Consider the following 12,762-nt stretch of genomic DNA (forward strand, 5'->3'; position numbering starts at 1 on the left):
AGACGGATGACGCCGTGACGACGGTGTCCGCCGGCACTCGGGCGGAGGTGGCAGCGCAGCCCGGGCCGCCGCGTGGCGGCCGGCTGCGGCCGTTGGTGCGGGGCCTCCAACTGCCGCTCTGGTCGGTCGCGCAGATGGCCGTGCAGATGAGCGTGGCCCTGCTCTCGGCCCGCCTCCTGGGCCCCGAGGACCGGGGCGACCTCGTACTGGCCACGACCATCGCCACGCTGATGCTGCTCGTCAGCAGTCTCGGTGCCGGTCAGGCATCCCGGGTGATCCTGGCCGAGGTCGGCCGATGGTGGACCTGGCCACGTTTCCTGGCGTTGTCAGCGCTGCTGACCGGGCCACACCTCCTCCTCAGCGCGACGGTCGGCCTGGCCGTTCTCTTCGCCCTCACCTCGGGCGGCGCCGACCTCGCGATCGCCTTCGTCGTCTACTCGGCCACTGCGCTCAGTGCCCACCTGCTGCGCGAAGGCCTGCACGGGCTCGGTCGGCACCGGACGACCATCGCCGTCGACGTGGGCAGCGCGGGTTTCCAGCTGCTGCTCATCACGGCAGCATTCGGGCTGGGAGTGCTCACCCCGGTGACGGCCCTGTACATCGGGGCGTTCTGCTACTTCGGCGCGATCGCTGCCCGTATCGCCGTGGGACGGCGCGCGGACACCTGGGCCAAGGAACAGCGGTCGGTGACGACCAGGGAGTGGTTGCGGGAAGCCAAGGGCTTCGTGAGCATCAGCAGGTTCGCGATGGTCGCCGCACTCGGGCAGTCGTTCGTCGTCAACGGCGACCGGCTCGTCCTCGGCGCCACCGGATCATCGGCACAGGTGGGGATCTACGCCGTCGCGTCGTCCCTCGCCCAGATCGCCTGGGTCGCACCCGTGGCCCTGACCCCCCTGCTGACGCGGCGGGTCGCGGCGGCAGGAGACCTCGAGGCGTGGCGACGCATGCGCCTGAGGATGCTCGCTCTCACCGGTGCCCTCGCCCTGGCCGTCGCCTTCCTGGGCTGGTTCGCCATCCCGATCCTCCTCGGCGAGGAGTTCCTGCCGGCGCGCGAGGTACTGCCGATCCTCTGCGTCGCGGCCCTGCCCTACGCCAGCTACCACGTCGACTCGGCAGCCTGCGCCGGGCTCCGCGACCTGCGCACGGGTGCCATCGGCGCACTCGTGGGTTGTGTCGCTCTGGTGCTGGCCGCGGCGGCGGGGTACCACGTCATCGGCACCGTGGGGATCGCCAGCGGGGTCGTCGTCACCTACGTCGTGATGGCCGGGACAGCGCGGCTGCGCATGGCGCGGAGCATGACCGGCACCTCCCGCCCACGTGAAGCGTAGAACGATCATGGCCTCCGATCTCCAGCCGCACCCCGATCCACCGCCCGCCGCCCCGGTGGTGTCGGTGGGGGATGTGCGCGTGGTCCCCCCGGCGCAGTGGGACAGCGTCCTGGCCGGCCTGGGAGCGCTGGACACCTACACCTCGGCCGCCTACCACGCCGTGTCGGCGCTGCTGGAACCGCCCGGCTCCAGGCCGGTGCTGCTGCACTTCCTCTCCCCGGACGGTGACGTGGCGCTGCCCCTGCTGCTGCGTCCGCTTCCGGACGGGGACGGCTGGGACGCGATCAGTGCCTACGGCTACGGCGGCCCGGTGGCACGCACGGACCGTGGCATCGCCGCGTTCGGCCGGGCCCTCGACCGGTGGGGCCAGGAGAACGGGGTGGTGTCGACATTCCTGCGACTGCATCCCCTGTTCGGCAATGCCGGGCTGGTACCGCCGACCGCTGATGTCGTGGACGTAGGAGCGACCGTGGCGTGGGACGTCACCCCCGGCCGCGATCTGGTGAGCCACATGCACCAGCACCACCGCCGGGCAGCGCGACGAGCCGACCGCGCGGGCCTGGAGGTCTCGGTCCTGGCCGCCCCCACCTCGCTGGACGAATTCCGCAGGTTGTACGAGGTCACCATGCGCCGGCTGGAGGCCGAATCGTTCTTCTACTTCCCCGACGAGTACTGGGACGAGCTGCTGACCCACAGCGCCACACTCGAGCCCGTGCTCGTCGAAGGTCGGCTCGACGGCCGGCTCGTGGCCGCACTCCTGTGTTTCGCGAAGGGGCCGTGGTTGCACTACCACCTGGGCGGCTCCGACGACCTCGCGCGGAACATCGGCGCCTCCAACCGATGCTTCCTGGCCGCGGCGCAGTGGGCCCAGTCCCGGCAGATGTCCACCTTCCATCTCGGCGGAGGGCTCGGCGGCAGCGCAGACTCGTCGCTGTTCGTCTTCAAGCACCGCTACGACCTCGCGAGCAGGCCGCTGCCCTTCCACATCGCGAAACTGGTCCACGACCCTGATCGCTACCGCACGCTCGCCGGCACCGCATCGACGAGCGGATTCTTCCCGCCGTGGCGCCGCAGCGCATGACCCCCGGAGCGGGCACGGCCGGACCGCAGCGGATCCCGGTTCCGAAGGCCGGCGCGGGGCAGATCAGCACGACCGGTCGATCACTGCCACCGTCAGGCCGGCGGACTCGTGGGCGATCGCGTTGATCCACCGCCGTACCGGCATGCGCTCTCCAGGCGCGGCCAGTTCCACGGAGGCATCGGTACACCGGCGGACCAGCATCCCCGCCCGGGGGAGGTGGTACGCGCTCGTCACCACGGTGATCCGGTCCCAGCCGTGGTCGGCGACGAGCCGGCCCAGCTCCCGGGCCTCGGCCCGGGTGTCCGAGCGCTCAGGGACGAAGCAGTGCACGGTCAGGTCCCCGGGGTCGCGGCACAGGGCCCGTGCCGGCGCGTTGTCCTCCCCCTCGGCCGCCGAGACGACGAGAACCTCCGGCCCGCTCTCGGCCAGGCGGAGCGCAACCGGGAGTCGCGAGTGCGCGTCGCCGGCGAGCAGGACGACTGCATCGGACGGCACCGTGGGCCCGGTCGACGGATGGACGATGAGACGGACTGCCAGGATGACGGCGAGCCCCAGTGCGGCGAGCCCCACCACGACCCATCTCCACACGGGGCCGAAGTGTGCCAGCGTGGCCGGCAGCACGGGCCCTCGGCGACGACGGCACGGCGAGGGCCCACCGGGCGCGGACGGCGCAGGATCACTACGTTGTACGTTGGCCGGCAGCGACGGCGAAGCCGACCTGAGGACACCGGGGCGACGGGACCGCACCCGGGGACTCCCGGCTCGCGCGGAGCGGTACCACCACGGACGGGAGAGCCGGCGACGGTCAGTGAACGCATGGACCGCCGTGTCCCGACATCCGGAAGCGAGGCGCCGTGAAGCACTCTGACGCCCGGCGTCGGCCTCGCTCCCGTCGCCGCCTGATGACCGCCCTGGGGGCCGTTCTCGTCCTCGTCGTCGGGCTCGTCCTGGCGTTCGCCTGGCTACCGGACCCGGGTGCGCCGGCGGCGGAGCCCTCTCTCGAGCTGGAGCATGACGACGGTCTGGTCATCGCCGCCGGTAGCGACTTCCCGCAGTCAGCCCTCGTGCAGGTGTCGGCCGACTTCGACGGCGGCAGTGGTTCCGCTGCCCTGCGGGCGGATGACGCGGGGGACTTCGTCGTGGCCTTCCGCCCGCCTGCAGGCTTCACCGGCAACGTCCGGGTGACCGCCGAGTCCGATGCGGTCAGCAGCCAGTCGATGCTCGACGTCAGGGCCGACAACACGGAGGACGGGGGCACCGGTGCGGACCGAGCGGAGGACGACTCCCTGCTGATCGTCCCGACCACGGGCCCGCAGACCGACGGAGAGCCTGAGCCGAGCGACCAGGCACTCCCCCGGCACGAGGTCCCCGCCGCCATCACGGCGGACTGCTCCGACGAGGTCACGGAGGACCTGCAGGGCTGGCTGGACACGGTCCCGGACGGCAGCCACATCGACTTCCCCCGTGACGCCTGCTACTGGATCGACGGCTCTCTCATGCTCGAAGGTCGCCACGACCTGGTCATCGCCGGGAACGGCACGACCTTCAGGGCCAAGAACAAGATGCCCGAGGACGACCCCAACCGGGCCCAGTGGTGGCTGCAGTACGGCAGCAACATCACCCTCAGGGACATGAGGTTGACCGGGGTGAACCCGGTGGCGCAGTTCGACGAGGCGAACGAGTGGGATCACAACGTGTTCATCCGGGGAACGGACACCGTGACCATAGAGAACGTTCACGGCAGGAACACGTACGGGGATTTCATCGCCATCGCGCAGGCGCCGGACCAGGTCACCATCCCTCGTGACATCACCATCCGCGACGTCTCCGCGGATACCGTCGGGCGCATGGGCATCTCCTGCGTGGCCTGTGACGGCGTGTCGGTCGACAACAGCGTCTTCAACAACATCGCCTACCACGTCTTCGATCTGGAGGTCCAAGGGGACGACTGGCCCGGTCGGAACATCCGGTACACCAACAACACCATCGGTGAGCACGGCTGGGCCTTCTTCTCCGTCGGAACGCCTTACCAGACCTTCGACAACGACATCTCCGACCTCTACATCGCCGGGAACACCATGACCGACGCCGGCGAGATCGGGGACAAATGCCTGCCGGCCATCAGCTTCGTGTCCAGCAAGATCCACGCCCGGGACGTGACGATCGAGAACAACAGCCTGCTCTCCCACACGGATGCGGTGGCGGTCAAACGCGCCTCCTCAGTGATCGTCCGTGACAACGAGGCGGAGCTCGTCGAGCCAACGTGCGGGGACCCGGTAGGCGTGCGGATGACGGGGGTCGACGACGTCCACGTGCACGACAACGAGCTGGTCGGCTTCCCGACCTCCTAGGGCTGTCCGATGAGGAGACCGAGCCACCGGGAGCTGCCCGGGCACCCGGCCGCGGCAGGATGAGCGGGTCGAGGCTGCCGATTCGGGTTTCACGTCGCCCGCCCCGGCTGTCGGCCTGCCGGAGAAGGGGCCGGCCTGCGCGCTCCGGACCCGACGGCGCTCCCCACACGGCCCGCGCACAGCGATGGAAGGTGCCATGAGAAATCGACTCAAGTCCGGTCCACGGTCCGCGGCCGGGGGCCCCGGGCGCATCCTGTACGGCATCACGGTCCCCGAGTCGGCGGCGACACTGCTGCGTGGCCAGCTCGGCTGGTTCCGGGAGCAAGGCTGGGAAGTGCACCTGGCGACCTCGCCGGGGCCCCTGCTGGACGTGGTGGTCGAGCGGGAGAAGGTCGTCGCCCACTCCTTGCCGATGCAGCGCGAGGTCAGTCCGGTGCGCGATCTCGTCGCGCTCCTCCGGTGGGTCGTCCTGCTGCTCCGGGTGCGTCCCGACGTCATCAACGTCGGGACGCCGAAGGCCGGCCTGCTCGGGGCGGTCGCCGGGTGGCTGACCCGGGTTCCCCGCCGGGTCTACATCCTGCGGGGGCTGCGCCTGGAAGAGACCCACGGCCTGCAGCGCAGGATCCTGTGGCTGGCCGAGCGGCTGACCATCCTCCTCGCCACCGACGTCGTCTGCGTCAGCCACAGCCTGCGGGACGAGGCCCGGGCGCTGAGGCTGTTCCGGCCGTCCGACCAGCCGGTCGTGATCGGTCACGGCAGCAGCAATGGCGTCAACCCCGCGAGGTGGCACTTCGAGGAGGCCGATCCGGCCGCCGCGCGGGCCGAGTGGGGAGTGACTCCGGACGAACTGGTGGTGGGCTTCGTCGGACGGATCGCATTCGCCAAGGGTGTGCAGGATCTTCTCGGGGCACTGGGCGAGCTCGACGACCTGCCCGTGCGCGGACTGCTGGTGGGCCCGGTCGAGGACGAAGCGCTCCGTCCGGCGATCGCCGCGCTGGGCGAGCGGGTGGTCTGCCGGGACGGCTGGACCTCCGACCTGGACCAGATCTACGCGGGGATCGACGTCCTGTGCCTGCCCACCCGGAAGGAGGGCTTTCCCAACGTCGTCCTCGAGGCTGCCCTGGCCGGGGTCCCGGCGATCACCACCACGGCCACCGGCGCCCGGGACTCCGTGGTCCCCGGAGTGACGGGCTGGCTCGTGACCGCCGGTGACGTCCGGCAGCTGGCGGACGCGATCCGCACATGCGCGACGAACCGTGACCAGGTCCTGTCCGCGGGTCGCGCGGCCCGTGAGCGCGTACTGCGGGACTTCCAGCCGGCCACCATCTGGTCGGGTCTGGAGGCTGTCTACGTCCGCGGGTCGTCCGGGTCGGTCTGAGCCACCGACGGCCCGGCCGCCCCGTCCGGCAACTTCAGAGCGGCCAGGAAGGCGGGGCGCCAGGCGGCGAAGCTGTAGTGGTCCTCCACGGCCCGCCGGGCGGTGCGGCCACGCGCTCGGCGGGCCGGCTCGGGTTCCTGCAGCAGAGCCACGACGGCGTCCACCCAGGAGTCGGTGTCCGACGCCGCGTGCCCGTCCAGCTGGGCGAGGACGGTCGCGTTGACGCCCACCGGGGAGGCGACGGCAGGCAGCCCGGCGGCACCGTACTGCAGCAACTTGTAGGCGCACTTGCCGCGGGTGAAGGGAGTGTCAGGCAGCGGCATGATGCCGCAGTCGGCGTCCGCCAGCAGCACGTCGGTCCGAGGACCGTCCCACGCCACCCGGTCGGTCATGGGTGTCAGCTCGCCCAGCGGGCGCTCCCCCGCGCTGACCACGGTGAGTCGCGCGCCGGTGAGCCGGTGGACCTCCCGCAGCGCTGGGGCGATGGTCTCCAGGTACGGCTCGGTCGACGGAGATCCCATCCAGATCAGCCGTGGCACCTCTCCCACCGTGTAGTCCGATTTCTGCGGGTAGCTCGTCGGATCCACACAACTGGGGATGACCTGCACGTTCGGATTGAGGGCTGCCGCTGCCTCGGCGAGGTGAGAGTTGCCTGCGATGACGAGGTCGGCACTCCGGACCGCCCGCGCCCATCCGGCGGACTGGCCGACGAACCTGTGGATGCCGGTGCGGTTCCCGGCGTAGATGGCGTCATCGAAGTCGTAGACGCCCCAGCCTGCCCGCTGCAGCAGATCTGCCTCCAGGCGGCCTCCGCTGAGCGGACCGATCGAGCGGGAGACGAGCAGGCGCTCAGGCGGCGGCCGGCGCGCCATCCGCCGGAGGCGCGCTTCGGCACGGAGGACCGCCAGCGGGTTGCGGGCAAGGGTGCGGGGCCGGACGTTCGACGTGCCGAGGTAGTTCCAGACCTCGGCCTCCAGATGGAGGAAGCGCAGCCAGTCGAGGACCCTCACCCGGCTACTGGCGCCTCCCGGTCCGTAGGAGGAAGCAACGACCAGCTGCGCGCCGCCCCCTGTCACGGATCCTCGAGCTGACACGTCGCTCACTGTATAAGCGCGCACGAGGCCCACGAGCCCCGGCCGGGTCGATTCACCCGGCCTGGTGCCACAGGGGACCGTCAGGCGCCGCGAGCACCGATCAGTCGAGCTTGCCTCCGCCGTACCCGATCGCCGATCCGCCGCGCGGTCCGCAGCAGCGCTGCACCCGCCGCCGGCCGGACCCTCGCCGGAGTGGCGTCGAGCCGATCCGCCCAGCAGAGCACGCGCCCGATGACGAGGGCCACCGGGAGGACGAGGACCGACCATACGACCGCGGCGATCAGAACCCCGCTCATCGGTGACTCCTTGTCATGGGGGACAGCTGGGCCCGGAGCTGTGGGCTCACGCTGCGGCCACCACTAAACTACCCCATGAACACGAGCAACTACAGAAAATCACTAAAACGGGGGTAGCCGGCCCACTCCTGGATGCGACCCTTCGCCCCCCCCGGACGGCGCCGTACCGATCGGCCGCCGGGGCTCAGTCGCACGTCACCGGGCCCGAGAACTGGAGCTGGAGCGAACGGTTGGCCGCTGCCGCGGCGGGGATGAGGTACCCCTGGGCGTCCCGGTCCGGCTGGTAGCCCGGGAACTCGGTGCCGAGCCCTTCGACGGCCAACTGCTCCACCGGTACACCGAAGCGGAGGAAGACATTGGCCACCGCCTGCGCCTGGTCGTTGCTCAACTGCTTCTGCCCCTCGGGGGTCCCGAGGTTGGCAGCGGTGCCGAAGAGGATGACCTCCAGCTCACGGTCCTTGATCTGCTCGGCCACGGGCCGCAGCACGTCCTCGGCCGCGCCGGGATCGACGAAGACGGGGGTGTCGGGCCAGTAGATGAAGGGGCCACCCGTGATGGTCATCGTGTTGCCGCTGCACTGGTATCCCGGCGGAACCGCCACCGGGGTGACCGCGGGCAGATCCGCCGGCGGACTCGTGCCAGCCGGCTCGGCTGCAGCCTGGACCTGGACGTCCGACGCGCCGGCCTCGCTAGCGACCGCGGCCCAGATGGCCGCCAGCCGGGCCTCCTGCGTCCGGTGCAGCGGGACCTGCGGCGCGGCCGTGTCCCCGAGGCCCGCGAAGATCACGGAAGTGCCGGTGAGTGCCGGCAGCTGCTGGACGTCCCCGAGCGTGTCCGCGACCTCCTCCGGAACGGCGTCGAGCATGTCCGGCTGGGTGAAGGCCAGCGCGCCCGTGGTCGACAGTCCCGAGTCGAGGACGACGATGGTGTGGTGCCCAGGCTGATCCGCGATGCTGTCGGCGGCCACCCTGAGGGCAGCGAGCAGGTCCGTCTCCGGCGTCCTGGCCTTGGCGTTCGCGGTCGCGGTCTCGATGCGTTCCCGGTTGGCGGCCCGCTGGTCCTCCTGCGCGGACACGGTCTCGCCAGTCACTTCCAGCACTCCCGAAGCAGCGACGTACGGCGCGCCGTCGGCGACCACCACGGAGTAGTAGGACTCCTGGGTGACGGCCATGTCCACAGCGCTGGCCGCTGCTCCGGCCAGCTCGGGCGGAGTCATGTTGGCATGTCCCCCCACGACGATGGCGAGGGCGCCACTGGGCACCTGCGCCTCGGGCGCTGCTTCGGCACTACCTCCGCATCCCGCCAGAACGGCGGCGAGAAGAGGCCCGGCGCCGAGGGCCGACCAACGATGTGCCACGGTGTGCCCGCTCAAACCAGTCCTTCCTGTGCGCGCACTGACGCGTCGCGCCCGCTAGCAGGCGCCGGAACCGCGGCCCGCCGTGTGAGAACCACACACATATACAGCCGTGCACGGCGGCGCGCAAGCCACCTGCTGCCCGGACGAGCTCCGGCTGCACACCGTCCTGCCCGTACTGCGCGGCCGAGGACATACCACGGCCCCGCTCCTCAAGATGAGGAACGGGGCTGCGGCGCCGTCTCAACCAGACGTGCACCCGAAGGATTTCGGACCCCCAACCTTCTGGTCCGTAGTCAGATGCACTCGGACTCGTCCGACGGCGGCAGCCCGATCCGCGAGCTGGCCGAGGCCGCGATGGCCCTAGGCCGTGTAGCCCGGGAGGTGGGGTCGGCCAGGGCGGCGAAGGCGGAGAGGAGCAGCGCCCGCTTGAGCTGTTTGTTGCCACCGCGGGGTGGTCGTTCGCCGCGGATGGAGAGCCCGGATCTGCGGGTCTCGGATGCCAGGCCGGCGTAGGCGGCCAGGTGCCCGGCGGTGGGGAAGGCGCTGCCGTCGCCGATTTCGAGCAGGATGCGGGCTGCTGTCCTTACCCCAACACCGGGCATCGAGGTCAGGACCTTGGCAAGAGGGTGGGCATCGAGGATCCCCTCCACCTCGGCGGCGATGGCCCGCCGCTGCGCCAGGACCTGGGCCAGGGCGGTGGCCAGCCGGGGCAGCACCTTCTCCGCCGCAGCGGAGCCGGGCACCACCACGGTCTGCTTGGCCAGGGCGGCCAGCAGGTCGGTGACCAGCTGCTCGCCGGCCCGCGGGGCGGCCTTGCCGGCCACGGTGAGCAGCTTCTTGCGGCCTGCGGCGCGCAGCCCGGCCGGCCCACCGAACCGCTTGAGCAGTTCCAGCACCACCGTGGTGGCCACTCTCGGGCCGAGCACTCGCTCGGCGGCGGGGTGGATCTGGGTGAGCAGGCCGCGGATGCGGTTGCTGATCCGGGTGGCCTCGGCGGCCTGGTCGTCGTCGAAGCCGATCAGCACCTCCAGCTCGGCGAGCACCTCCTCGCCGACATCGACCCGGCGCAGCGTGTGCGGCATGGTGCGGGCGGCCTCGGCGATGACGTAGGCGTCGCGGGCGTCGGTCTTGGCCGATCCCGGGTGCAGGTCGGCGATCCGGCGCATCGCCAGCCCGGGCAGGTAGGCCACCTGGCAGCCGACCGCGCGGGCGACCGCGACCGGCAGCGCCCCGATAGTGGCCGGCTGGTCCACGACCACCAGCACCGGCCCGTGCGCCTGCAGGTCGGTGAACAGCTGGCGCAGCCGAGCGTCGTCCTGAGGCAGCGCCGCATCATGCAGTCGGGCCCGGCCGGGTCCAGCGCTCGCGTGGTGGGCGATCTTGCCGACGGCCAGGCCGCAGAAGACCGCGTAGCCCCTCTTACTCATCCATGCGCTCCCCGGCATCTGCAGTTCTCGTCCTGGTCGGTCGAGCACTGCAGATGCCGGCAGCCACGTTACGAAGAGACCAGCCCGCAGGCGGTCATGTCCCTATCAGCGGTCCACCAGTGCCACCAGGCCCGGTGACAACACCCCCCCGGATCGTCAACGACAGGGGCAATAGTCATGCCGGACCTGGCGACCAGGAACCTCCTCGCCGGAGGCGGGAAGAAGGTAACGGGAGGCGCAGCCAGATGGCCCCGGCGCGGCGGACCACCCGTGTGGGGATGTTGATCAGTTCCCGGCGCGGCCGGGCCACGGTGCGCCGGCCGCGGCCGTTGTCGCGGTCGATCCCGGTGATCTCCTGCAGCCAGGCGAGATCGCGCAGGCGATCAGCGCGGCCCACATCCACAGGCTGTTGACCGACGCGGAGCACCCGACGTGACGTCGCGTGACGGAGGACACCGGACATCCCCGTCGGCGGTTCCGCGCGCTTCTGCCGTCCGAACCGACAACGACCGCAACGATGCGCTCCGTCGCCTACCGCGACGGCTGTGACAATCCGCATGTGCGGAGGTTTGGCTCGGCATGGCGCTCCCGCAGGGGGCACCCCCGGCCGTTGCACCGCTTCACCGACGAGCGGATCGGGTGGCCCAGCGGACCCTGGAGCCTGGGCATGGCCCGCGCGGCTGTTCCGTCTGACGAGACGTGATCGGTTGTGCCCCCTCACGCACGGTGAGATTCGACCGCGCGTTCCGCTCACCAGGGCCGGACGGGTTGCGCCCTTCCCCGTCCGGCGGGAGGTTGACTCGTCTGGGGACGGCGGATCCGGGCGCGCGACAGCGCCGCCCGCGACGAGAGGGGTTCCGGTCATCGGCGGTGGCGGCGCGGGGTCCCCGGATCTCGTGCCCGCGCCTGCTCTCGGTTCCCCCAGCCCGGAGCACGGGCAGCCGCGCAAGCGGCCGCTGGGCCGCGCCGCCCTGTTGGTCCTGCTGTTCCTCGTTTGCGGGTGGGGTCTGCTGGTCGTCGCCGCTGGCTCCGCGCGCGCCCATGACGAGTCCCAGGAGGCGCCCTCCTCCGCAGCGCCGGAGGATGCTGCGCTCGGGGACGAGGCAGGCGGACACCCGGGGGCCGGGGAACCGGCCGGTGGTCCCGCCGTGGCCCCCACGGAGGACCGGGGCCCGTCCCCCCGTGCGGACCACCACGCCGGCCGGACGCCGCACGGCCACGACCGGCCTGCGCGCGGGCCGCGCCCCCAGCAGGCCCCGGATCCGGTCACCACGCTCGTCGCGGAGCCTGAGCCGGAACCGGAGCCCAAGTCGGCTGCGGTGCCGGAGCCCGACCCGGTGCCACCCGCGCCCACCGTTGACGTACCGCCCGACCTGGTCGTCGTCGTGACCGAGCCCCCGGCGGCTCCGTCACCGCTCCCCGTGCCGCCCTCCCCCGCGCCCCCGGCCACGGGGCACACCGCCGCACCGCCGTCCGAGCCTCCGGCCCCCGTTGCGGACGAGACGCTCACCGGTGGCTCGACGAGCACGGTGCTCCCGATGCCCGGGGTGGTCCCGACGCCCGAGTTGATCCTGGACCCCACGAACGGCGAGGCCACCGTCCCGGTTGATCCCGGCAGCGCGCCGGGGACGACCGCGCCCGCCGAGGCAGCGACCGTCGCGCAGCCTGCCGTGCCGCCGCTCACCGAGGTCGCGGCGTTGCCCACGGAAGCGCCGGCGCCGCCCACGGAGGGCCCGGCGCCGCCCACGGAGGACCCGGTGCCGCCGTCGGCCGTCGCTGCGCCGGGGACCGCCGCCCCCCAGGCGGCCCAGGAGCTCTCCACCGCAACCGTCGTCCAGCGTCCTGCTACCGACGGCGACGCCTCCTGCCGTCCGCCTGGCGGCGCTACCGCCTCCTCGCAGAGGGTCGACTCCGCTGATCGGCAACGCGCCATCTCGACGCGGAAGAGCGACGTCGGCGGTGCCCGGCCCGCGGCGACCGGCCCCGGGACCCGGTCACCCCTGGTGGTGCCGGCCCCGACCATGGCCCCCACTGCTGCCGCCAGCCCGGCGCCGGACACCTCCCCCGCTCCGACGAAGCCCGTACCGCCCCCGGCCCCCCAGCCGGCCCCGGTCGCGCCCGCCTCGCCGCCCGCACACAACCCCGGACCGGCGCCCGCCGGTCAGGCCTGCACCACGGTGTCGGTGGCCGGTACCGGCTCCGGCGGCGGCAGCACCCTCGACCAGTTGGCGATCGTCGAGGAATCCTTGACCGCCACCCTGAGCCGCGCCTGGACGCGGCTGACCTCGCGCCTCCCCGCGCGGGCACTCGGCAGCACCGACCAGCCCGGCGCCCGCCCCGACTAGCCGACGGCTCCTGCCGGCGACCTCGCACGCCCAGGCCGCCGCACAGCCCACGTCAGCCGTCCGCGCGACTTCGGCGGCGCGTCAACAGTGACGACGCCGCTCGCC

At 72.1% G+C, this 12,762-nt stretch carries 10 protein-coding genes and 1 pseudogene; 5 read left to right on the plus strand and 6 right to left on the minus strand.

What is annotated here, in order from left to right; translation table 11 throughout:
* Positions 1–14 precede the first annotated feature (14 nt).
* Both ACI791_RS05870 and ACI791_RS05875 read left to right on the plus strand, forming a co-directional pair.
* Positions 15–1,328: a lipopolysaccharide biosynthesis protein gene (locus tag ACI791_RS05870; protein ID WP_456585182.1), complete on the plus strand. Its 1,314-nt coding sequence runs from the start codon at positions 15–17 to the stop codon at positions 1,326–1,328.
* 79 nt (positions 1,329–1,407) lie between these two features.
* Positions 1,408–2,409: a GNAT family N-acetyltransferase gene (locus ACI791_RS05875; protein WP_456585183.1), complete on the plus strand. Its 1,002-nt coding sequence runs from the start codon at positions 1,408–1,410 to the stop codon at positions 2,407–2,409.
* A gap of 63 nt (positions 2,410–2,472) precedes the next feature.
* On the opposite strand, the gene ACI791_RS05880 is transcribed toward ACI791_RS05875, so the two are convergent.
* Positions 2,473–2,997, minus strand: a complete 525-nt coding sequence (locus ACI791_RS05880; RefSeq protein ID WP_456585184.1) for a YdcF family protein — start codon at positions 2,995–2,997, stop codon at positions 2,473–2,475.
* 314 nt (positions 2,998–3,311) lie between these two features.
* On the opposite strand from ACI791_RS05880, the gene ACI791_RS05885 reads away from it, so the two are divergent.
* Together ACI791_RS05885 and ACI791_RS05890 are read left to right on the plus strand one after the other, a co-directional pair.
* Positions 3,312–4,760 (plus strand): hypothetical protein, encoded by a 1,449-nt coding sequence (locus tag ACI791_RS05885; RefSeq protein WP_456585185.1) that lies wholly within the window; start codon positions 3,312–3,314, stop codon positions 4,758–4,760.
* A gap of 196 nt (positions 4,761–4,956) precedes the next feature.
* Entirely contained in the window at positions 4,957–6,138 is a 1,182-nt protein-coding gene (locus ACI791_RS05890; RefSeq protein WP_456585186.1) for a glycosyltransferase family 4 protein, read from the plus strand.
* Here ACI791_RS05890 and ACI791_RS05895 read toward each other — a convergent pair.
* The 5 genes and pseudogenes from ACI791_RS05895 to ACI791_RS05915 all read right to left on the minus strand — a co-directional run bounded on the left by ACI791_RS05895 (position 6,108) and on the right by ACI791_RS05915 (position 10,709).
* Positions 6,108–7,148, minus strand: a complete 1,041-nt coding sequence (locus ACI791_RS05895) for a glycosyltransferase (RefSeq protein WP_456585187.1) — start codon at positions 7,146–7,148, stop codon at positions 6,108–6,110. The genes ACI791_RS05890 and ACI791_RS05895 overlap by 31 nt on opposite strands.
* Positions 7,149–7,312: 164 nt before the next feature.
* Positions 7,313–7,528 (minus strand): hypothetical protein, encoded by a 216-nt coding sequence (locus ACI791_RS05900; RefSeq protein WP_456585188.1) that lies wholly within the window; start codon positions 7,526–7,528, stop codon positions 7,313–7,315.
* Positions 7,529–7,712: 184 nt separating this feature from the next.
* The gene (locus ACI791_RS05905) at positions 7,713–8,744 is read right to left on the minus strand and encodes an OmpA family protein (protein ID WP_456585189.1); all 1,032 of its coding nucleotides are present in this window, start codon (positions 8,742–8,744) and stop codon (positions 7,713–7,715) included.
* A 512-nt stretch (positions 8,745–9,256) separates the two neighbouring features.
* Positions 9,257–10,312, minus strand: a pseudogene (locus ACI791_RS05910) (IS110 family RNA-guided transposase); the annotation flags it as partial.
* A 175-nt stretch (positions 10,313–10,487) separates the two neighbouring features.
* Positions 10,488–10,709 carry a hypothetical protein gene (locus tag ACI791_RS05915; RefSeq protein ID WP_456585190.1) on the minus strand — a complete coding sequence of 74 codons (222 nt, stop codon included), beginning with the start codon at positions 10,707–10,709 and terminating at the stop codon, positions 10,488–10,490.
* Between the two features lie 1,141 nt (positions 10,710–11,850).
* Between ACI791_RS05915 and ACI791_RS05920 the strand changes: the two genes are divergently transcribed.
* Positions 11,851–12,657, plus strand: coding sequence for a hypothetical protein (locus ACI791_RS05920; RefSeq protein WP_456585191.1), 807 nt, complete (start codon positions 11,851–11,853; stop codon positions 12,655–12,657).
* Positions 12,658–12,762 lie beyond the last annotated feature (105 nt).

The sequence above is a fragment of the Blastococcus sp. SYSU DS0973 genome, assembly GCF_054051055.1.